This window comes from Acinetobacter sp. UC24323 (assembly GCF_024151445.1).
GTDB classification, from domain to species: Bacteria; Pseudomonadota; Gammaproteobacteria; order Pseudomonadales; family Moraxellaceae; genus Acinetobacter; species Acinetobacter baumannii.
The window spans coordinates 1-22595 of sequence record NZ_JAHIBY010000003.1; the positions used below are offsets into that span (position 1 = coordinate 1).

Annotated in this window: 18 protein-coding genes, 1 tRNA gene and 1 pseudogene; 17 read left to right on the forward strand and 3 right to left on the reverse strand. The window is 40.2% G+C overall.

Annotated elements, in window-relative coordinates:
- From KNQ97_RS05130 to KNQ97_RS05185, 12 genes and pseudogenes are all read left to right on the forward strand, one after another.
- Positions 1 to 111: pseudogene (locus KNQ97_RS05130) on the forward strand (elongation factor Tu); the annotation flags it as partial.
- Between the two features lie 60 nt (positions 112 to 171).
- Positions 172 to 247, forward strand: a tRNA-Trp gene (locus tag KNQ97_RS05135).
- A gap of 75 nt (positions 248 to 322) precedes the next feature.
- Positions 323 to 763 carry a preprotein translocase subunit SecE gene (secE, locus tag KNQ97_RS05140; RefSeq protein ID WP_000063880.1) on the forward strand — a complete coding sequence of 147 codons (441 nt, stop codon included), beginning with the start codon at positions 323 to 325 and terminating at the stop codon, positions 761 to 763.
- Between the two features lie 7 nt (positions 764 to 770).
- A complete protein-coding gene (gene nusG, locus KNQ97_RS05145; protein WP_000832994.1) occupies positions 771 to 1304 on the forward strand; it encodes a transcription termination/antitermination protein NusG in 534 nt (177 codons plus the stop codon).
- A 108-nt stretch (positions 1305 to 1412) separates the two neighbouring features.
- The gene (gene rplK / locus KNQ97_RS05150; RefSeq protein ID WP_001074682.1) at positions 1413 to 1841 is read left to right on the forward strand and encodes a 50S ribosomal protein L11; all 429 of its coding nucleotides are present in this window, start codon (positions 1413 to 1415) and stop codon (positions 1839 to 1841) included.
- Positions 1842 to 1844: 3 nt separating this feature from the next.
- Positions 1845 to 2540, forward strand: a complete 696-nt coding sequence (gene rplA, locus KNQ97_RS05155) for a 50S ribosomal protein L1 (RefSeq protein ID WP_001096694.1) — start codon at positions 1845 to 1847, stop codon at positions 2538 to 2540.
- Between the two features lie 319 nt (positions 2541 to 2859).
- The gene (rplJ, locus tag KNQ97_RS05160) at positions 2860 to 3366 is read left to right on the forward strand and encodes a 50S ribosomal protein L10 (protein ID WP_001196213.1); all 507 of its coding nucleotides are present in this window, start codon (positions 2860 to 2862) and stop codon (positions 3364 to 3366) included.
- Positions 3367 to 3408: 42 nt separating this feature from the next.
- Positions 3409 to 3780 (forward strand): 50S ribosomal protein L7/L12, encoded by a 372-nt coding sequence (gene rplL / locus KNQ97_RS05165; protein WP_001229360.1) that lies wholly within the window; start codon positions 3409 to 3411, stop codon positions 3778 to 3780.
- 305 nt (positions 3781 to 4085) lie between these two features.
- The gene (gene rpoB, locus KNQ97_RS05170) at positions 4086 to 8174 is read left to right on the forward strand and encodes a DNA-directed RNA polymerase subunit beta (RefSeq protein ID WP_000331899.1); all 4089 of its coding nucleotides are present in this window, start codon (positions 4086 to 4088) and stop codon (positions 8172 to 8174) included.
- Between the two features lie 86 nt (positions 8175 to 8260).
- Entirely contained in the window at positions 8261 to 12454 is a 4194-nt protein-coding gene (gene rpoC, locus KNQ97_RS05175; RefSeq protein ID WP_000653927.1) for a DNA-directed RNA polymerase subunit beta', read from the forward strand.
- A gap of 166 nt (positions 12455 to 12620) precedes the next feature.
- A complete protein-coding gene (locus KNQ97_RS05180) occupies positions 12621 to 12986 on the forward strand; it encodes a hypothetical protein (protein ID WP_000738606.1) in 366 nt (121 codons plus the stop codon).
- A 213-nt stretch (positions 12987 to 13199) separates the two neighbouring features.
- Positions 13200 to 13556 (forward strand): YMGG-like glycine zipper-containing protein, encoded by a 357-nt coding sequence (locus KNQ97_RS05185; RefSeq protein WP_001034851.1) that lies wholly within the window; start codon positions 13200 to 13202, stop codon positions 13554 to 13556.
- Positions 13557 to 13584: 28 nt separating this feature from the next.
- Here the strand turns inward: KNQ97_RS05185 and KNQ97_RS05190 are convergent, their stop codons facing one another.
- Complete coding sequence (locus tag KNQ97_RS05190; RefSeq protein WP_000996189.1) at positions 13585 to 14082, reverse strand: DUF4442 domain-containing protein; 498 nt, start codon at positions 14080 to 14082, stop codon at positions 13585 to 13587.
- Between the two features lie 117 nt (positions 14083 to 14199).
- On the opposite strand from KNQ97_RS05190, the gene KNQ97_RS05195 reads away from it, so the two are divergent.
- From KNQ97_RS05195 to htpG, 5 genes are all read left to right on the forward strand, one after another.
- A complete protein-coding gene (locus tag KNQ97_RS05195; RefSeq protein ID WP_161632012.1) occupies positions 14200 to 15078 on the forward strand; it encodes an alpha/beta fold hydrolase in 879 nt (292 codons plus the stop codon).
- 104 nt (positions 15079 to 15182) lie between these two features.
- Positions 15183 to 16607, forward strand: a complete 1425-nt coding sequence (locus tag KNQ97_RS05200; RefSeq protein WP_000994938.1) for a Na+/H+ antiporter family protein — start codon at positions 15183 to 15185, stop codon at positions 16605 to 16607.
- A gap of 327 nt (positions 16608 to 16934) precedes the next feature.
- A complete protein-coding gene (locus KNQ97_RS05205; RefSeq protein ID WP_253611956.1) occupies positions 16935 to 17516 on the forward strand; it encodes an OmpW family outer membrane protein in 582 nt (193 codons plus the stop codon).
- Positions 17517 to 17701: 185 nt separating this feature from the next.
- Positions 17702 to 18055 (forward strand): lysozyme inhibitor LprI family protein, encoded by a 354-nt coding sequence (locus KNQ97_RS05210; RefSeq protein ID WP_001080202.1) that lies wholly within the window; start codon positions 17702 to 17704, stop codon positions 18053 to 18055.
- A 102-nt stretch (positions 18056 to 18157) separates the two neighbouring features.
- The gene (htpG, locus tag KNQ97_RS05215; protein WP_001294942.1) at positions 18158 to 20077 is read left to right on the forward strand and encodes a molecular chaperone HtpG; all 1920 of its coding nucleotides are present in this window, start codon (positions 18158 to 18160) and stop codon (positions 20075 to 20077) included.
- An 83-nt stretch (positions 20078 to 20160) separates the two neighbouring features.
- On the opposite strand, the gene KNQ97_RS05220 is transcribed toward htpG, so the two are convergent.
- Together KNQ97_RS05220 and KNQ97_RS05225 are read right to left on the reverse strand one after the other, a co-directional pair.
- A complete protein-coding gene (locus tag KNQ97_RS05220) occupies positions 20161 to 21063 on the reverse strand; it encodes a hypothetical protein (protein ID WP_025465010.1) in 903 nt (300 codons plus the stop codon).
- Positions 21064 to 21184: 121 nt separating this feature from the next.
- Positions 21185 to 22324: a hypothetical protein gene (locus KNQ97_RS05225; RefSeq protein ID WP_000846681.1), complete on the reverse strand. Its 1140-nt coding sequence runs from the start codon at positions 22322 to 22324 to the stop codon at positions 21185 to 21187.
- Positions 22325 to 22595 lie beyond the last annotated feature (271 nt).

Consider the following 22595-nt stretch of genomic DNA (forward strand, 5'->3'; position numbering starts at 1 on the left):
ATGTCAGTAGAATTAATCCACCCAATCGCAATGGACCCAGGTCTACGTTTTGCGATCCGTGAAGGTGGTCGTACTGTAGGTGCTGGTGTTGTTGCTAAAGTAACTGCATAAGCATAATATAGTGACGAATTACGTCTCAAGTTGAGAGCTTTGGCTCTCAACTTGCTTTATAGGTCAGTAGTTCAATTGGTAGAGCGTCGGTCTCCAAAACCGAATGTTGGGGGTTCGAGTCCCTCCTGACCTGCCATATTTTGAAATAAAAAGCTTGATGCTGGCTTAGTTGTTCATATAATAAGTCGCGAGTTCTACGACGAGTACAAAAATGTCGAATGATAAATCGCGTGACGCATTGAGCGACGCGCCAATTCCTCAAAGAAATAATTCTGCTGAAGTTGTTCGTTCTGGTTCGCCTTTAGATATCGTTCTATGGGTGATAGCAATTGCATTATTGCTCTCGGCTACCATGGTGAATCAGCATTTACCAGCGTATTGGGCCCCTGCAAATGATGTTTGGGTGCGCGTTGGGGTAATTTTTGCTTGTATCGTTGTGGCTTTAGGTTTATTATACGCCACCCATCAAGGTAAAGGCTTCGTTCGTTTGCTGAAAGATGCACGAGTCGAATTGCGTCGAGTAACTTGGCCAACAAAACAAGAAACAGTCACAACATCGTGGCAGGTTCTATTGGTTGTAGTTGTTGCATCATTAGTTTTATGGTGTTTTGACTATGGTTTGGGTTGGTTAATTAAGTTGATTATCGGGTAAAAGAGCTATGAAACGTTGGTACATTATTCATGCCTATTCTGGTTATGAAAAACAAGTGATGCGTTCACTTAAAGAACGAATCCAGCGTAGCGCTGTTGCCGATAGCTTTGGTGATGTCCTTGTTCCTACCGAAGAAGTGGTAGAAATGAAGGATGGTAAGAAGCGTAAATCTGAGCGTAAATTCTTTCCTGGCTATGTGCTAGTTGAAATGGAAATGAATGACGATACTTGGCACATTGTTAAAGAGTGTCCAAAAGTATTAGGTTTTATTGGTGGTACACCTGAAAAACCTGCGCCAATCACTCAACGTGAAGCAGATGCGATTCTTGCGCGTGTACGTAATACTGGTGAAGCCCCACGTCCTAAGACGATGTTTGAGCCAGGTGAAGAATTACTTGTTATTGACGGTCCATTCACAGACTTTAAAGGTGTGGTGGAAGAGGTTCAATACGATAAGTCACGTTTAACGTTGACGATTAACGTGTTTAATCGACCAACTCAGGTTGAACTCGAATTTCGCCAAGTCGAAAAAACGATTTAATCTTAATTGGTTGAAAAGCGCCCGATTTTATCGGGCATTGTTGTTGTAACAGTATTGTTACGTAGAAATTGGGGAGCCTAACGGCGTTTGTACCCAGAGGTATTTAAAATGGCTAAGAAGATTGACGGCTATATCAAGCTGCAAGTTCCAGCTGGTAAAGCAAATCCATCTCCACCGATTGGTCCTGCACTAGGTCAACGTGGTGTAAACATCATGGCATTCTGTAAAGAATTCAATGCTGCTACACAAAAAGTTGAACCAGGTCTTCCAATCCCTGTAGTGATTACTGTGTACAACGACAAGTCGTTCACATTCATCATGAAAACTCCTCCAGCTTCTATTCTTCTTAAGAAAGCTGCTGGTATCCAAAAGGGTTCATCTGTACCTAACAAAACTAAAGTTGGTAAGTTGACTCGTGCTCAATTAGAAGAAATCGCGACTACTAAAGAACCAGACTTAACTGGTGCTGACTTAGACGCGCGTGTTCGTACCATCGCTGGTTCTGCACGTTCTATGGGCTTGGAAGTGGAGCTATAAGACATGGCAAAGTTAACTAAACGTCAAAAAGCCATTGCTGCTGCTGTTGAAGCGAACAAAGTTTACACTTTGGAAGAAGCAGTACAGGTTCTTAACAGCTTGCCTGCTGCAAAGTTCAAAGAATCTTTAGACATCTCTGTAAACCTTGGCGTAGATCCACGTAAATCTGATCAGGTTGTTCGTGGTGCGACTACATTACCTGCAGGTACTGGTAAAACTGTACGTGTAGCTGTATTTGCTCAAGGCGCGCAAGCAGAAGCTGCGAAAGAAGCTGGTGCTGATGTTGTAGGTTTTGATGACCTTGCTGAAAGCATCCAAGGCGGAAACCTTGACTTTGATGTTGTAATCGCTGCTCCTGACGCTATGCGTGTTGTTGGTAAGCTCGGTACAATTCTTGGTCCACGTGGTTTAATGCCAAACCCTAAAGTTGGTACTGTAACTCCTGACGTTGCTGGCGCTGTTAAAAACGCTAAATCTGGTCAGGCGCGTTACCGTGTAGACAAAGCGGGTATTATTCACGCTGCGATTGGTCAAGTTGGCTTTGATGCTGCTGCAATCCGTCAAAACGTTGAAACTTTAGTTGCTGACTTGAAAAAGTTAAAACCTGCAACTTCTAAAGGTGTATACATCAAGAAGATCACTTTGAGCTCAACTATGGGTCCTGGTCTTACTGTTGATGTAAACAACGTTTCTAACTAAGTTTTAACCTGGTTAAGTAAAGAATTTTAAAGTCCTGATGAGGATTAAGCATAAAACAGAAAAGTTATTTCTGCTTTTGCTTCGGTAGAGTAAAGCTTTATCTATTACTTATCAGGCGGACTTTGAATTGATAAATGAGAATTTATCAGCGTCAAAGACCTCAGGCGAAAAGACGTTATTTTCGAATAGCGATTTTCTTAATAAACCAGCCTGCGTAGACGCGGTGGTGTGATTTGTTCCTCCTCCGCGTGTAAGTCGAAAGACTTACGAACTGGGAGTGTGCCCATTGGGTACATAAATCACCTTAGGAGGTTTTACAATGGCTCTTCTTATTGAAGACAAAAAACAGATCGTTGCAGAAGTAAGTGAAGTTGCTTCTAAAGCGTTTGCAGCCGTTGTTGCTGACTATCAAGGTTTAAGCGTAGAGCAATTAACAACACTTCGTGTTGAAGCTCGTAAGTTAGGTGTAACTACACGTATTGTACGTAACACTTTGGCTAAACGCGCATTTCAAGGTACTCAGTTTGATATCTTGAACGACAACCTTGTTGGTCCAACAATTCTAGGTTTTTCAACTTCTGAAGATGACATGGGTGCAGCTGCACGCTTGTTCGAAGAATTTGCTAAAACTAACAAAGCATTTGAATTAAAAGCTGCTGCATTTGACGGCAAAGTTTATCAAGGTGCTGATGTTAGCGTTATTGCTAATCTTCCGAACCAAGAGAAAGCGCTTACTATGCTTGCCTCTGTCCTTCAAGCTCCTATTTCGAAATTGGGTCGCCTCATTACAGCACTCAAAGAGAAAAACGAGTCAGAAGCTGCTTAATCAATTTTACACACCATTCAATATCCATTTGGAGTTATTCTCATGGCTTTAACTAACGAAGAAATCTTAAATGCAGTTGCTGAAAAAACTGTTCTTGAACTTGTTGAATTAATTTCTGCTTTCGAAGAGAAATTCAACGTATCTGCAGCTGCTGTAGCTGTTGCTGCTCCAGCTGGTGGCGCTGCTGCTGCTGCTGAAGAACAATCTGAATTCAACGTTGAGTTGACTTCTTTCGGTGCTAACAAAGTAGCTGTAATTAAAGCTGTTCGTGAAGCAACTGGTCTTGGTCTTAAAGAAGCTAAAGACTTAGTTGAAGGCGCTCCTCAAGTTCTTAAAGAAGGCGTTTCTAAAGAAGAAGGCGAAGAACTTAAGAAGAAACTTGAAGAAGCTGGTGCTACAGTTACACTTAAGTAATTGTAAAAGGAGTCGGTTTTTAAATCGGCTCCATAAAATGGCTGATGGCTCTTGGGTCATCAGCCTTTTTGCGTTACAATAATCGGCTCGATTTTTGTTAGTTTTGTTTGGTTTTTAGAGAAAGCCTAAATAAAATAAATAAATTCAAATGCTTACCAATATTTTTCATTTTTAAAAATATTGTTAAGCGTTTTTATACCACTAAAAATTGCAGCATTTGTAAACAGTGGTGGCCATATCGGCCTGCGTAATTCCTTCTGAGCCCGTTCTGCAGGCGGGCTTGGTTTACTTTCCGAGGACTCCAGATGGCATACTCATATACCGAAAAGAAACGGATCCGTAAGAATTTTGGTAAATTGCCCCAAGTAATGGATGCACCGTACTTATTATCGATTCAGGTCGATTCGTACAGAACATTCTTGCAAGATGGCAAATCACCAAAAAACCGCGAAGATATCGGTCTCCAAGCCGCATTTCGTTCAGTTTTTCCTATCGAAAGTTATTCTGGCAATGCTGCTTTAGAATTTGTTGAGTATAGCCTTGGTAAACCTGAGTTCGATGTACGCGAATGTATTCTTCGTGGCTCGACTTATGCGGCACCAATGCGCGTTAAAATTCGTTTGATTATTAAAGATCGCGAAACTAAATCAATTAAAGACGTACGCGAACAAGAAGTCTATATGGGTGAAATTCCACTCATGACTGAAAATGGTACCTTTGTTATCAACGGTACTGAGCGTGTAATCGTATCTCAATTACACCGTTCGCCAGGCGTATTCTTTGACCATGATAAAGGTAAGACCCACTCAAGTGGTAAAGTGTTGTATTCAGCACGTATCATTCCTTACCGTGGTTCATGGTTAGACTTCGAATTTGATGCAAAAGACTTAGTTTACGTACGTATCGACCGTCGTCGTAAATTACTTGCTACAGTTGTGTTACGTGCACTAGGTTATAACAATGAACAGATCTTGAATTTGTTCTATGAAAAAGTACCTGTGTATCTTGACATGGGTAGCTATCAAATTGACCTTGTACCTGAGCGTTTACGTGGTGAAATGGCTCAATTTGATATTACTGACAATGAAGGTAAAGTCATTGTTGAGCAAGGTAAACGTATTAATGCTCGTCACGTACGTCAAATGGAAGCTGCTGGTTTAACTAAGCTTTCAGTTCCTGATGAATACTTATATGAGCGTATCACTGCTGAAGATATTACTTTACGTGATGGTGAAGTAATTGCTGCAAACACTCTGTTAAGCCATGAAGTAATGGTGAAATTGGCAGAAGGCGGTGTTAAGCAATTTAATATCTTGTTCACTAACGATATTGACCGTGGTTCATTCGTAGCTGATACATTACGTGCTGACTTGACGCGTGATCGTGAAGAAGCATTAGTAGAAATCTACAAAGTAATGCGTCCAGGCGAGCCACCAACAAAAGAAGCTGCTGAAAACTTATTCAATAACTTGTTCTTCTCATCTGAACGCTATGACTTATCTCCAGTAGGTCGTATGAAGTTCAACCGTCGTTTAGGTCGTCCTTACGAAGTTGGTACTGATCAGAAGTCACGCGAAGTTGAAGGTATTTTATCGCACGAAGATATTATCGATGTATTACGTACATTGGTTGAAATCCGTAACGGTAAAGGTGAAGTCGACGATATCGACCACTTAGGTAACCGTCGTGTACGTTCTGTTGGTGAAATGACAGAGAACCAATTCCGTGTAGGTTTAGTTCGTGTTGAGCGTGCTGTTAAAGAGCGTTTAAGCCAAGCAGAAACAGATAACTTGTCTCCACAAGATTTGATTAATGCAAAACCAGTTGCTGCTGCAATCAAAGAATTCTTTGGTTCAAGCCAGTTATCTCAGTTTATGGACCAAAACAACCCATTATCTGAGATTACACATAAACGTCGTGTATCTGCGCTTGGTCCTGGTGGTTTAACACGTGAACGTGCAGGCTTCGAAGTACGTGACGTACACCAAACTCACTATGGTCGTGTTTGTCCAATTGAAACTCCTGAAGGTCCAAACATTGGTTTGATCAACTCGCTTTCTGTATACGCAAAAGCGAATGACTTCGGTTTCTTGGAAACTCCATACCGCAAAGTTGTAGATGGTCGTGTAACTGATGATGTTGAATATTTATCTGCAATTGAAGAAGTAGGTACTGTTATTGCACAGGCCGACTCTGCAGTAGATAAAGATGGCAACTTAACAGAAGAATTTGTTTCTGTTCGTCATCAAGGTGAATTCGTACGTATGCCGCCTGAAAAAGTAACGCATATGGACGTTTCTGCACAGCAGGTAGTATCTGTTGCTGCATCACTTATTCCATTCCTTGAACACGATGACGCAAACCGTGCGCTCATGGGTTCAAACATGCAACGTCAGGCAGTTCCTACTTTACGTGCGGATAAACCGCTTGTAGGTACAGGTATGGAAGCGAACGTTGCACGTGATTCTGGTGTGTGTGTAATCGCAAACCGTGGCGGTGTAATTGAATATGTAGATGCTTCTCGTATCGTTATTCGTGTAAACGAAGATGAAATGGTTGCAGGTGAGGCAGGTGTAGATATCTATAACCTCATCAAATATACACGTTCAAACCAAAATACTTGTATTAACCAAAATGTTATCGTGAACTTGGGCGATAAAGTTGCTCGTGGTGACATCTTGGCAGACGGTCCGTCAACAGACATGGGTGAACTTGCGCTTGGTCAAAACATGCGTGTAGCGTTCATGACATGGAATGGTTACAACTACGAAGACTCGATCTTGTTATCTGAGCGTGTACTTCAAGAAGACCGTTTAACCTCTATTCACATTCAAGAATTGTCATGTGTAGCACGTGATACTAAGTTAGGTGCAGAAGAAATTACTGCCGATATTCCTAACGTAGGTGAAGCTGCGCTTTCTAAACTTGATGAATCAGGTATCGTTTATATCGGTGCTGAAGTTACTGCTGGCGACATCTTAGTTGGTAAAGTAACGCCTAAAGGTGAAACTCAGTTAACTCCTGAAGAAAAACTGCTTCGTGCAATTTTTGGTGAGAAAGCTGCTGACGTTAAAGACTCATCTTTACGTGTTCCATCTGGTACTAAAGGTACAGTTATTGACGTTCAAGTCTTCACTCGTGATGGCTTAGAGAAAGATGACCGTGCTTTAGCAATTGAAAAAGCACAGCTTGATTCTTATCGTAAAGACTTGAAAGAAGAATACAAGATCTTCGAAGAAGCGGCTCGTGAGCGTGTAATTCGTTTGCTTAAAGGCCAAGAGTCTAATGGCGGTGGTTCAACTAAACGTGGTGATAAACTTTCTGAAGATTTATTATCTGGTTTAGAGCTTGTTGACTTACTTGAAATTCAACCAGCAGATGAAGCAATCGCTGAGCGTTTAACTCAAATTCAAGTGTTCTTAAAAGAGAAGAGCGCAGAAATCGATGAGAAATTCGCTGAGAAGAAACGTAAGCTTGCAACAGGTGATGAATTAACAACTGGCGTATTGAAAGTTGTTAAAGTTTACTTAGCTGTTAAACGTCGTATTCAGCCTGGTGATAAGATGGCTGGTCGTCACGGTAACAAAGGTGTTGTATCTAACATCTTACCTGTTGAAGACATGCCACATGATGCTAACGGTGTGCCGGTAGATATCGTATTGAACCCGCTGGGTGTACCATCTCGTATGAACGTGGGTCAGATTCTAGAGACTCACTTGGGTATGGCGGCTAAAGGGCTTGGTGACAAAATCGAAAAAATGTTGAAAGAACAACGTACAGTTTTAGAACTGCGCGAATTCTTAGACAAGATTTATAACAAAGTCGGTGGTGAGCAAGAAGATCTTGATAGCTTGACTGATGAAGAAATTCTAGCGCTTGCAGGTAACTTGCGTGCGGGTGTGCCTTTAGCTACTCCTGTATTTGATGGTGCTGAAGAAAGTCAAATTAAAGACTTACTTGAATTGGCTGACATTTCACGTACGGGTCAAACAGTATTGTTTGACGGACGTACAGGTGAACAGTTTGACCGTCCAGTAACTGTTGGTTACATGTACATGCTTAAATTGAACCACTTGGTTGATGACAAGATGCATGCGCGTTCAACTGGTTCTTACTCACTTGTTACACAACAACCGCTTGGTGGTAAAGCACAATTCGGTGGTCAGCGTTTCGGTGAGATGGAAGTATGGGCACTTGAAGCATACGGTGCAGCATATACACTCCAAGAAATGCTTACAGTGAAGTCGGATGACGTTGAAGGCCGTACTCGCATCTATAAGAATATTGTAGATGGTAACCATTATATGGATCCGGGTATGCCTGAATCGTTCAACGTATTGACCAAAGAGATCCGTTCTTTAGGTATCAACATTGAACTAAAAAATGGTGACTAAGTCGTAAGACTCACGATTTTTTAGGTAAAAACAATATTTGTGACCCAGTCGGGTAAGCGAGGCTTCCCGACACACGGAGAAAAAAATTGAAAGACTTGCTCGATATCATGCGTAAGAAAACGGACTCAGATGGTCATGCGCCAGTTGAGTTCGACCGTATCCGTATTGGTCTTGCGTCACCAGAAATGATTAAGTCATGGTCTCATGGTGAAGTTAAAAAACCTGAGACAATCAACTATCGTACGTTCAAACCAGAACGTGATGGTTTGTTCTGTGCCAAAATCTTTGGTCCAGTAAAAGATTACGAATGCTTGTGTGGTAAATACAAGCGTATGAAATACAAAGGCGTCATTTGTGAAAAATGTGGCGTTGAAGTAACTACAGCAAAAGTTCGTCGTGAACGTATGGGTCACATTGAGCTTGCTTCTCCAGTTGCACATATCTGGTTCTTAAAATCGTTACCATCCCGTATCGGTTTATTACTTGATATGACACTTCGTGATATCGAACGTGTATTGTATTTCGAATCATACGTTGTTACTGATCCTGGTATGACACCATTTGAAAAGTATCAACTTCTTAATGATGAAGAATACTTTACTGCTCTAGAAGAGCACGGCGACGAATTTGTTGCAAAAATGGGTGCAGAAGCAGTTCAAGACTTGTTGAAAGACATCGACCTTGAAGCTGAAATTTCACGTTTACGTGAAGAAATTCCTCAAACAACTTCTGAAACGAAGTTGAAAAAAGCGTCTAAGCGCTTGAAATTGATGGAAGCATTCAAAGACTCAAACAACAAGCCAGAATGGATGGTAATGAACGTACTTCCGGTACTTCCACCAGATTTACGTCCATTAGTTCCACTTGAAGGTGGTCGTTTCGCGACTTCTGACTTGAATGACTTATATCGTCGTGTAATTAACCGTAACAACCGTTTGAAGCGTCTTCTTGACCTTGCAGCGCCGGACATCATCGTACGTAACGAAAAACGTATGTTACAAGAGTCTGTAGATGCGTTGCTTGATAACGGTCGTCGTGGTCGTGCAATTACTGGTTCTAACAAACGCCCATTAAAATCTTTGGCAGACATGATCAAAGGTAAACAAGGTCGTTTCCGTCAGAACTTGTTAGGTAAGCGTGTTGACTACTCTGGTCGTTCGGTAATTACTGTAGGTCCTACTTTACGTCTTCACCAATGTGGTCTTCCGAAGAAAATGGCACTTGAATTATTCAAGCCATTCATTTTCGCGAAATTACAAGCTTCAGGTCAGGCAACAACCATTAAAGCTGCGAAGAAAATGGTTGAGCGTGAGACTCCGGAAGTTTGGGACGTTCTTGCATCTGTAATTCGTCAACATCCAGTGATGTTGAACCGTGCGCCAACACTTCACCGTTTAGGTCTTCAAGCATTTGAACCTATTCTTATTGAAGGTAAGGCAATCCGTCTTCACCCACTCGTCTGTGCTGCGTTCAACGCCGACTTCGACGGTGACCAAATGGCGGTACACGTTCCATTGACACTTGAAGCACAGTTAGAAGCTCGTGCATTGATGATGTCAACAAACAACATCTTGTCACCAGCAAACGGTGAGCCAATCATCGTTCCTTCTCAGGACGTTGTCTTGGGTCTTTACTACATCACTCGTGATGCAGTAAACGCGAAAGGTGAAGGCATGGTGTTTGCGGATACTCACGAAGTAAACCGTGCACTTGCAACTGGTCAAGTTGCGATCCATGCTCGTGTTAAAGTACGTGTGCATCAAACGGTTATTAATGAAAATGGTGAGCGTGAACAGCAAACTATTATTGTTGATACAACACCAGGTCGTTGCTTACTTTGGGAAGTTGTTCCAGAAGGTTTAAGCTTTGACATGATCAACCTTGAGATGACTAAAAAGAACATCTCTAAGTTAATCAACTCTTGCTACCGTAAACTTGGTTTGAAAGATACAGTTATCTTCGCTGACCAATTAATGTACTTGGGCTTCCGTCAAGCGACTCGTTCAGGTGTATCTGTAGGTATGGAAGACATGTTAATTCCACCTACGAAACACACAATTATTGACAAAGCGGAAACAGAGGTTCGTGAAATCGAACAACAGTTCGAACAAGGTTTCGTAACTGCTGGTGAACGTTATAACAAAGTTGTCGATATTTGGGCGCGTACAAACGACCAAGTTGCTAAAGCAATGATGGATAACTTGTCTTATACACTTGTGAAAAACAAACAAGGTGAAGACGAGAAGCAAAAATCATTCAACAGTATCTATATGATGTCTGACTCTGGTGCCCGTGGTAGTGCGGCTCAGATTCGTCAGCTTGCAGGTATGCGTGGTTTGATGGCAAAACCGGATGGCTCGATTATTGAGACTCCAATTAAAGCGAACTTCCGTGAAGGTTTGACAGTACTCCAGTACTTCATTTCAACACACGGTGCGCGTAAAGGTTTGGCCGATACTGCATTGAAAACTGCGAACTCTGGTTACTTGACTCGTCGTCTTGTAGACGTAGCACAAGACTTAGTAATTACTGAGCCAGATTGTGGTACAAGCGGTGGTCTAGTGATGACTCCATTCATTCAGGGTGGTGATGTCATCGAGCCATTACGTGACCGCGTATTAGGTCGTGTAACTGCTGAAGATGTACGTCGTGCATCTGATGATGAAGTTGTATTACCTCGTGGTACGTTAATTGACGAGAAAATCGCAGCTCAGCTTGAAGAGGCTGGTGTCGATGAAGTTAAAGTACGTTCTGTAATCGCATGTGAATCAACATTCGGTGTATGTGCGAAATGTTATGGTCGTGACCTCGCTCGTGGTCACTTGGTAAACCCAGGTGAGTCAGTAGGCGTAATGGCTGCACAGTCAATCGGTGAACCAGGTACACAGTTAACAATGCGTACGTTCCACGTGGGTGGTGCTGCAAGCCGAACTTCTGCTGCAAACAGTGTTCAAGTACGTAACAAAGGTACTGTACGTTTCCATAACGTAAAAACTGTACAACATGCGAAAGGCCACTTGGTTTCAGTTTCACGTTCAGGTGAAATTGGTATTGCCGATGAGTTAGGCCGTGAGCGTGAACGCTACAAACTTCCTTACGGTGCGAGCATCTTGTTGAAAGATGGTGAGCTTGTTGAGGCTGGTGGTATCGTTGCGACATGGGATCCGCATACGCATCCATTAGTAACAGAAGTTGCTGGTAAAGCACGTTTCAGCCAAATTGCTGATGGTGTAACTGCAACATCGAAAACTGATGATGCAACTGGTATGACAACTGTTGAAATCTTGCCTGTAACAGCACGTCCTGCTTCTGGTAAAGATTTACGTCCAGCAATCGTATTAGATACAACTGATGGCGGTGAACAGTTCTACTTCTTACCACAAAACACAATTGTGACTGTTCGCGACGGCGAAACAATTGGTGTGGGTGACGTTATCGGTCGTGTACCACAAGAATCTTCACGTACTCGTGATATTACCGGTGGTCTTCCGCGTGTTGCTGACTTGTTCGAAGCACGTAAGCCGAAAGAGCATGCGATCTTAGCAGAAGTGTCTGGTATCGTAAGCTTTGGTAAAGAGACCAAAGGTAAGAACCGTTTAGTGATTACTCCAGATGACGGTTCTGAAATTTACGAAGAGTTGATTCCAAAATGGCGTCAAATCAACGTGTTTGAAGGTGAACATGTGAACCGTGGTGAAACCATTTCTGATGGTCCACAAAATCCACATGACATCTTACGTTTGAAAGGTGAAGTTGCTTTAACTAACTACATCGTGAACGAAGTTCAAGACGTTTACCGTCTCCAAGGTGTAAAAATCAACGATAAGCACATTGAAGTTATCGTACGTCAAATGTTGCGTAAAGTTGATATCATCGATGGTGGTGATACAAGCTTCATCAAAGGTGAACAAGTGGATTACATCCGTGTTGTTCAAGAGAACCAAGCTGTCTTGGCTCAGAACAAGTTCCCTGCGAAGTTTGAACGTCAATTGATGGGTATTACGAAAGCATCGCTTTCTACTGACTCGTTCATCTCTGCTGCATCGTTCCAGGAAACAACTCGTGTGTTAACTGAAGCTGCTGTAACAGGTAAAGAAGATGATTTACGTGGCTTGAAAGAAAACGTTGTTGTGGGCCGCTTGATTCCAGCTGGTACTGGTCTTGCATACCACTTAGAGCGTCGTCGTCAAGAAGCGGAAGCAGCAGAACATGCTCTTCACAATGACTTCAGTGAAGTAGACCAAGCATTTAGCCAAGCTTTAAACTCAGAACAATTCTAAGCTTAAACTTGCATTAAAAAGGCGCCTTAGGGCGCCTTTTTTGTGGAAAAAATAAGCCATTTTTACAAAAAGTCTATTAAAGCACTCTTAATTTATTACTTAATGGGGGAAAACCCTCCATGAAAGCATACTATTCTAGGCGCAACTGAGTAGAGGAGTAGCTTTAATGAAAAAAATGATGATGATTGCAGGTGTGGGTTTGATGTCAACCACTCTATTTGTAGGTTGCCAAAATGCAAGTCCGGAAAGCAAACGTATTGGTTCAGCCGCTATTGGCGGTGGTGCAGGTGGTGCTGTAGGTAAACATGTAGGCGGTAATATTGGTGCAGGCTTAGGCGCGGCACTTGGCGCAGGTGTGGCAGCGAATGCAAAAGGGTCTAGCAGTAAAACTGTACGTAATAGTGCGATTGGTGCAGGTGTTGGGGCAATCTTAGGCGGTGCAGTGATTGGTGGTGACGCTGGTGCTGCTGCAGGTGGAGCACTCGGTGGTAGTGCTGGTGCAGCCTATGAAGAGAAAAAAGGTAAGTACTAAAACTACCTCTAACTATATTAAAAAAGAAGCTCTTATTTCATTAAGAGCTTCTTTTTTATCTGCTTTTAAAAGATGTAAATTTAACTCATCACTGCACATAAATTGGCTTTACAAAATATCTATTAATTACGACAGTGCAATAACACAAACTGATCAAATTCCCCATAAAAGAAGACTATGCTTTGATTAAAGCCCAAAGGAGTGAGTACGGTCATGAATAAAAAAATTGGTTTAATATCTACTGTCATATTATCAACAGTTATGTTCACCGGCTGTCAAAATATGAGTCCGTCTGACCAGCGTATTGGTGCAGCAGCAGCGGGTGGTGCATTGGGTGGCGGTCTTGGTAACCATGTTGGTGGTGGTATCGGTGCAGGCTTAGGTGCTGCGGTAGGTGCAGGTGTGGGTTCTAATACTCAAGGTGGCAGTAAACAAACTACAACCAAGAGTGCGATTGGTGCAGGTATTGGTTCGGTCGTTGGTAAAGCAATCATAGGTGGTGATACAGGTGCCGCAATTGGTGGCGCAATCGGCGGCGGTGCTGGTGCTGCGATTGAAGAAAAGAAATAAAAATAAGTGAAATGAAAAATAAGCGCCTTCAGGCGCTTATTTTATTAGTAGAAGGCTTTGCTTTTTTACGTCGGATATAAAGTGTCTTTTGGACTTCAGCAATTCTCACACCTGATTCATCGAAAATATTTAAATGATATGTTCTAAGAACAGGAGCATAGTTTTCGGCAAGTTCACGAATTTGTTCGATTTCTGCTAAATCAACTCGAATGTCAGCATAAACGGTACTTCGGCCAGGTGATAAAAAATTAATTTCAGCTGCTTTATCCCAAACAATATATTTTGATCCGAGATGATGCATAAGAATCAACATATAAAAGGGGTCAACCATTGAATAAAGGCTTCCGCCAAAGTGAGTGCCTACCAGATTTTGATTTTTCCAGGTAAGTGGCATTTTTACTCGAACATGACAGAGCTCTAAATTCATGACTTCAATATGAATTCCAGCTCCACGGTAAGGTGGGTAATGGTTAAATAAGAATTTGGAAATTGAAGGAATGTTCTGAAGTTTTTTTAAAATAGCCATAATAGTCAATTTTTTTTATTGCAACACTGGTCATACTAGATAAGTATCATCTTTTTTATATTGATGGCAATGCTTTATCCGATTAACGACATGATCGATTGAAAAACAAAATAGGAAATGATTATGCAGCCAAAGATTTATGCCGTAACGACAAGTGATCAACAAACCCTGTGTGCCAAAGCTTGGGGTGATGAGAAAAATACTCCATTAGTGTTAGTGCATGGTTATCCAGATAATCAGGAAGTATGGGAATCGGTCATTGAGCATTTAATCAATGATTTTTATATTGTGACTTATGATGTCCGTGGGGCAGGCTTATCATCTATTCCTAAACGGATACGGGATTACCGTTTAGAACGTTTATCTTTAGATTTGCAGGAAGTCGTAGATGAGGTAATCCCAAATCGACAGTTCCATATGGCTGCGCATGATTGGGGTTCAATTCAGTCTTGGGAATCTGCAACAGAACCTAAATTTAAAGGCCGTTTACTCTCTTATACAACAATTTCCGGTCCATGTTTGGATCATGCGGCACTTTTCTTAAGAGAGAAGTTCAAAACATCACCTGCACAGATCCTAAAAATACTCACAAAATCATGGTATATCGGAGCATTCCATTTACCGCTAATTGCTCCAACTGTATGGTCGCTGTTTAGTCCAGAGAAGTGGGGTAAGATCTTAAATGACTTAGAGCGAAAAGATAATTTGCCTTTAAATAGTAATATTTCTTCAGATGGGAAATACGGTATTAACTTATATCGTGCGAATTTTATTCCACGTTTAACTGGCCCTCGTCAGCGTTATGCGCAATGTCCAGTTAAAGCAATTATTTTAAAGTACGACACTTTTGTCAGCCCCGAATATATTACAGAAGCGATGCCAAAATGGGTTGAAAACTTCGAATATGTTGAGCTTGAAGCAAATCATTGGGCGATTTTAAGTCAGGCTGAAAAAGTGGCAGCTCATATTCGCCAATTTATTGACTCGCAGAGCTAATAAGTGACTGTTTAATATACAAAACTGGTAATTCGGCGATATTTTCGGCTTCATAGAGGTGAATCTGGTAGAATATCGCCTTTTGTTTTGCTCTGAACTTATTCATGAATGCTGTCGTTATTGCGATTGCAGTGATGTTCTTATTATCACTGGCGCGCGTTTCTGTCGTACTGACTTTAGTGGTTTCTGCCATTGTGGGCGGCCTCGTAGCGGGTTTAAGCCTTTCTCAAACTGTTGAAGCCTTTAACGCTGGTCTTGGTGATGGTGCTGAAGTTGCACTTGCCTATGCAGTGTTAGGGGCATTTGCTCTGGCACTTTCAAAATCTGGATTACCTGATTTACTTGCCCATAAACTGATTGGTTTATTGGGAATGGAAGCGGGGAAAAGCCGAGAAACTAAAGTGAAATATTTACTCTTAGGTATTTTACTGATCGCAGCTATTTTCTCTCAAAACCTTATTCCAGTTCATATTGCATTTATTCCTGTACTTGTTCCGCCATTATTACGAGTCATGAACCATTTAAAACTAGACCGCCGCGCCGCAGCCTGTGTACTTACGCTAGGCTTAGTTGGGACATATATTTTCTTACCTGTTGGCTTTGGTGCGATTTTCCTTGAACAGATTTTGATGGGAAATATCAACAAGATTGGTGCTGCTTATGGCTTACATGTAGAACGTGGCATGATGCCTATTGGTATGGCAATTCCAGTTTTGGGAATGGTTCTAGGCACCTTGGTTGCGGTATTTATCAGTTACCGTAAGCCACGAATTTATGCTGACCGTTCGATAAGCCCTGTAACTACAATTGATTTAGATAAACCTCTTCGTGCAACTGCACAAGATGAAACAGCAGACTTAAAAGCTGACGCAGAAGAACTTAAACATGAGGCAGAGCAAGGCCCTGTTATTGCTAAAAAAACAATTTTTATGGCTTTACTGGCTATTGGACTCACTTTAGTTGCGCAGCTTTATTCCGGCTCAATGATCTTGGGTGGTTTAGTGGGCTTTGCAGTGCTTTCTACGGCAGGCATTTTTAAATGGCAAGATGCAGATGATGTCTTTGTACAAGGCATGAGAATGATGGCTCTAGTCGGTTTTATTATGATCTCTGCTGCTGGTTTTGCTTCAGTTATGACTCATACCGGAGATATTAACCAGTTGGTTAAAGGTGTGGTAGAAATCATTGGTGATAACCGAGCGCTTGCTGCATTTTTAATGCTTTGTATTGGCCTATTTGTCACGATTGGTATAGGTTCATCTTTCTCAAGTGTTCCTGTATTAGCTGTTATTTATGTACCTTTATGTGTCCAGTTCGGTTTCTCACCATTAGCGACAATTGCGCTTATCGGGACAGCTGCTGCTTTAGGTGATGCTGGATCTCCGGCTTCTGATTCTACCTTAGGACCAACAGCAGGTTTAGGTGTAGATGGGCAACATGACCATATTTGGGATACTGTGATACCAACATTTATTCACTTTAATATTCCGCTATTAATTTTTGGTTGGATTGCAGCCATGGTTTTATAATTTTTATAAAATATTAAATAAAGACCTCCTTAGTTTTTATCTAGAGATAATGATTAAGGAGGTTTTTTTGTGGTATAAACAAAACATGTATTTAGAATAAACTATATTAAAATACTCGGGATTTAAAGTTTATTAAAAAGGTTGGTTATATAAAATAATTCTGATTAATTAGGTTGGAATAAAAAACCAATTAAAATAGTCGGTTAATATATAATTTTATTTAAAACAGTTATTTAAAAATAAATATAAAAATAATTTTATAATGGGTGTTGCATCAATTTAAAATAAATGTTTATTATAAATATAAATAAGGTTGGAGATATTAAAGTGTTCAAAAAAGCATTAGTTATTGCATTAATGGGGGTGTCGTCATTTACTTTTGCTGGTAATTGGCAAGTAAAATTTGGGGGTAGTGTTATTGCTCCATCGGAAGATACAACAACACCTTTAGGTGTAGTAAAGGCGGACCATGAATATGCATTTACTCCATCAGTAGAATACTTTTTTGGTCAATCTCCATTTTCGGCAGAATTATTATTAGCAACGCCGGTTAATCATGATGTTTTATTAGATGGTCAGAAAGTAGCGCGTATTAAACAATTGCCACCAACAATTACCGCGAAATATCATTTTAAAAACTCGACTCGTTTTACACCGTATATTGGTATCGGGGCATCAGCATTTATTCCTTGGGATGAACAAGGTGTTGCTGTAAAAGTTAAAGAAGATTTTGGTGTCGCTGGCCAAGTTGGTTTTAATTTCCAACCTGCTGATGCTAGAAATTGGGGAGTATTTGTAGATGTTCGTTATGCAGATATTAGTCCAGAAGTTACTTTAACAAATGGTGCTAAATTTGACTTAGATATTAACCCGTTTGTTTACACTTTAGGTTATAGCTATAAATTCTAAGCATAATAATAAATAGAAAGAATATAATAATAAACCTAGATTCAGGCACCTCACATAGTTTTTTTATGTGAGGTTTTTTATTTCATGGTTCTCACTAAAAAACGCATAAAATAGACAGTTTTATACATATTTTATCGTTCTTTGTTTCTAAACTATTTTTTATACATTTTTAAAGGAATAATATGATGAATAGAAAATTTGCCATGGGGCTAGCACTTTTTAGTGGTTTAGCTTTTACGCATAGTTTGCAAGCCGCTAGTTTCTCTTGCAATGCTGCAAAAACAAAGACTGAACTCAGTATTTGTAAGAACCGATCTTTAAATGATGCCGATGTCAAAATGGCAACGACATATCAAATTGTTTTACATGCACTACCAATGGGTGGACGTGATAATCAAAAAGATACACAGCAGCAATGGCTGAAAAAAAGAAATGCTTGTGCAGCTAATGTGAGTTGTATTTCTAAGGCATATCAACAAAGACAAAAACAACTAGACACTATTTTACAAGATAGGGTCTTAAGCCATGGCCCATTTTAATTAGAGTAAAAATTTTTAATATTCAGGATTGAAAAATTCTAGAAGTACTCCATTCATAAAGCATTCGAGAACAAACAGACTTCAAAATTTAAGGAGTGATTTATGAGTGAACAAGCATCACAAAATTATAGTTTCCAAGCGGAAGTAGCACAGCTTTTACATTTAGTGACGCATTCTCTCTATTCAAACCCTGAAATTTTCTTACGTGAACTTATCTCTAATGCATCAGATGCATGTGATAAATTGCGTTTCGAAGGAATTAATCATCCTGAATATTATGAAAATGACCCTAATTTACATGTACGAATCAGCTTAAATAAAGAAGATAAAACTTTAACAATTTCTGATAACGGTATTGGTTTAAGCCAACAAGAAGCCATTGATAACTTGGGTACAATTGCAAAATCAGGTACTAAAGATTTCATGTCAAAATTGACGGGTGACCAGAAAGCGGATGCTCAGTTAATTGGTCAGTTTGGTGTTGGTTTCTACTCAGGTTTTATTGTTGCCGATAAAATTACGGTTGAATCACGCCGCGCAGGTCTAGATGCTTCTGAAGGGGTGCGTTGGATCAGTGGTGGTACAGGTGAGTTTGAAGTTCAGCAAATTGATAAAGCTTCACGCGGTACTGACATTATTCTTCACTTGCGTGATGACGCGCTTGATTATTTAGAGTCTTATAAAGTTAAGCAAATCGTTAATAAATATTCTGACCACATTAGCTTGCCAATTGAAATGCAAAAAGAAGTTTGGCAAGAAGAAGAGGTTGCTGAAGGTGAGGAGCCTAAAGGCGGCCAAATGGTCAAAACAGATGAGTGGGAAGCAATTAACTCGGCAAGTGCCCTATGGACACGTAACAAAAGTGAAGTGACTGAAGAGCAATATGTTGAGTTCTATAAAAACTTAACTCACGATTTTGAAGCTCCTCTTGCATGGGCACATAACCGTGTAGAAGGTAGTACGGAATATACCCAGTTACTTTATATTCCAAGTAAAGCACCTCATGACATTTTTACACGTGAAGCAAAAGCAGGAATTAAGCTGTATGTAAAACGCGTATTTATTATGGATGATGCGGACAATTTAATTCCAAACTATTTACGCTTTGTACAAGGTGTCGTGGACAGCGCTGATTTACCGCTTAATGTCAGCCGTGAGTTGTTGCAAGAAAGCCGTGATGTTAAGACAATCCGTGAAGGTAACGCACGCCGTGTACTCACTTTGCTTGATGGCTTAGCTAAATCTGAAGATGAAAAAGACCAAGAAAAATTCAAAACGTTCTACACTGAGTTTGGCTCAGTTCTTAAAGAAGGTTTGGGTGAAGACTTCGGTAACCGCGAACGTATTTTAAAATTATTACGTTATGCAACTTCAACAAATGATGAAGTAACAACTTCTTTTGCGGACTATAAGGCACGCATGAAAGAAGGCCAAAAAGCTATCTATTATGTGACTGCTGAAAGTTTAGCTGCTGCTAAGAACTCTCCACAGTTGGAGTTGTTTAAGAAAAAAGGCATTGAAGTATTATTAATGGCAGAGCGTGTTGACGAGTGGGCAATGAACTTTGTTCACGAGTTTGACGGTACACCATTGAAGAATGTATCTAAAGGTGCAGTTGATTTAGGTGACTTGCAAGATGCTGAAGAGAAAAAGGCACTTGAGCAAGCGGCTGAACAGTTTAAACCTGTTGTTGAGAAATTAAGTGATTCATTGAAGGCTAAAACCAAAGAAGTCCGTGTAACGACACGTTTGGTAGATTCTCCGGCATGTTTAGTGACTAGTGAAGGCGAGTTGTCTCCTCAACTTATTCGTATGCTCAAACAAGCAGGGCAAGCTGTACCTGAAATCAAGCCAATTTTAGAAATTAACCCTGAGCATCCTTTAGTGAAAAAACTTGAAGGTTCAGAACAATTTGATGATTTGGCGAATGTGATTTTTGATCAGGCGGTGATTGCAGAAGGTGGATTACCGGAAGATCCGGCAGCTTATGTGAAGCGTATTAATAGCTTATTGCTAAAATAATTTTGCAATAGAAAAAGCCTCTGAATTATCAGGGGCTTTTTTGTGGATAAAGAAAGAGTTATCCACAACTTGAGGATTTTTGTCTAAAAATTAGCTTCCAGATTCATTTGGACACTGAGCTGATGCTTCGGGTCCTCATCAAGATGGTTAAAGAAATTAAGATCATTTTGCATAAAAATCCAATTTCTCCATATCGGTTGACGCCATGAAATATAAGGTCCCCAACTATTTAGGCGGATATCGTTATTGGCATATACACCACCGCTATAAATACCGTAAGTCAGACGATTATCTTTTACAAATTCAAATTGTTGGAAAGTCCAATTCCCCCAGTTGTAATCTTCCTTTCCACTCTTATTCACATTAAATGTATTGGAAAATAATGTGTTATCTTGCATTTTCTGCGTTAAGTTCAGCGTCGTTTCAGTGTAATTCCGGCTGGTCGAACCATATCGGAAAATTTGCTCAGTATCTAGACTAATGTTATGTCGTAAATTCCATTTTTTCTTGGCAAGAAATTGTACATAAACATCACTTTCCGAGTTTGAGCCTAGATCAAGATCATTTTCAAACGGCATCCAGGTTGAAATGGTATTCCAACTTGCTGTGAGCGGATTATTTTCTGAAACATGAAGAGTTGAAGCTTTCTTTTTGATCTTGCCAAAGGTTTTATAAGGATGTTTGCGTTGGGCTGCGCGACTCCACAACGTATCATTTCCGAATACAGCCATCAGGTCCTGAATAAGTGCGGTATCTGAACTATGACTTGGTTCTACTTCGCATGGTGAACGTAAAAAAGATACAGACTGACTTTTTGTTTTGAGAGTAACCACAGACGAATACAGGATTCGCCTTGTAGAGCGTGAGTGTTTCAAAGAAGTGGACAAAAGCTGTGTATGAGGAATTAAAACCAGCATACCTAAGCTATAAATGCAAAGTAAGGCAGTAGATCTGTATTCAAATGAAAAAGAAGAGAATTGATTCATTTTTCTGAAGATCAGGAATCAAAAATTAGCTCGTTATTGTAAGAAGAAAAGCTTAAATTTTTATTTAAAAGTATTTTATTATTCATCACCTTGGATGGGGAATCCAAGGTGATTTTTAAGCTTAGAAAAGGGCTTCTAATCGTAAGAATGTGCTCACATAATGGTTGCGATCTTCACGATGGTCATTAAAGTAATTGAGGTCGCCTTGTACAAAGAACCATTCACGTAAAACAGGCTGACGCCATGATACAAATGGTCCCCAACTGTTTAAACGTAAATCGTTGTCATTGTAGTAGCCACCTGTATAAATACCATAGTTAAAACGGTTATTTGCAAAGAAGCTATGTTCTCGGAAAAGACGGTTTTCCCATGTCAAATCATCGTCTTGATCATCGGCATAAGTTAAGCTGAACTGGTTTGATAAGATCGGCTGATTTGGACGAGCATGAGTGAGTTCAAGATTAGTACGTAAGTAGTTTTCACTATCTATGCCATAACGATAAATTTGTTCTGCATAAAATTTAAAATCATTACGGAGTTGCCAGTCTCTCGATGCTTTTAAACGGACATAAATATCATCGCCAGAACGGATACCTAAGTCAGCGTCTGTTTCAAAAGGTAGCTTTTTCGAGAAATTTGACCAACGTAATGCGATTGAGCTGTTGTCATCTCGAGTTCGTTTACCATCTAACTTTTTATTTGGATCTTGATTTGGGTTTTGATTGATATTGGCTGGGCTATTATTAAATTCGTCATCTAAAGAGTCATCACCAAATACCACACTTAAACGGTTTTCTAGAGTAGGTAATTTAATCTTACCGCGAATTCTGGGCTTGATTTCATAATTATCATATTCATTCCAATAGTTATCGATCATGACCCGAATGGTGGCTGACGCGGGTTTTTGTGGGTCAACTTCACCAAACCAATTATCAATTTTTCCAGATGTACGATCGGCCCAATTACGAATTTTCTTTTGTTTACGGTCAAACCAAGTCTGATCTTCGGTTTGCTCGGTTGGTGGAACAATCGGTTCGTTGGACTGCTCCGGGAAAATCGTTGGGGTTGCATCAATCCATCTCGGAATTTGGTCTAAAAGATTTTCATCTTTATTTTCTTCAGTTTGTGCTCCAGATGACAAACCGTTTACTTGTTGGGTTGAGGAAGAATTTACTTCTGCATGAGCCATACATACTGAACCAAATCCTAAGGTCAAAAGGGCAAAAAGCTGCCGATATGTAATGATGTGAAATGTTTTCATATCTATCTTTATGTTTTGTTGTTATTGTCACTTTTGTAGATTTTTCTAATAAAATCAAGAGGACGACACAAAACTTAAGTAAATTTAACTTTTCTTACATATTTGAAATTAATTAAAAAGTTTAAGCTATTAGCGATAATTTTTAAGCAAAAAAATCCCCCAAACTAGGGGGGAGTTTTTGATCAAGGAAACTTCAAATTCCGATCATTAAACACATAAAAAACAGAACATTACAGCGCGAATATTCTAAGCCGCAATCATAAACCGATTT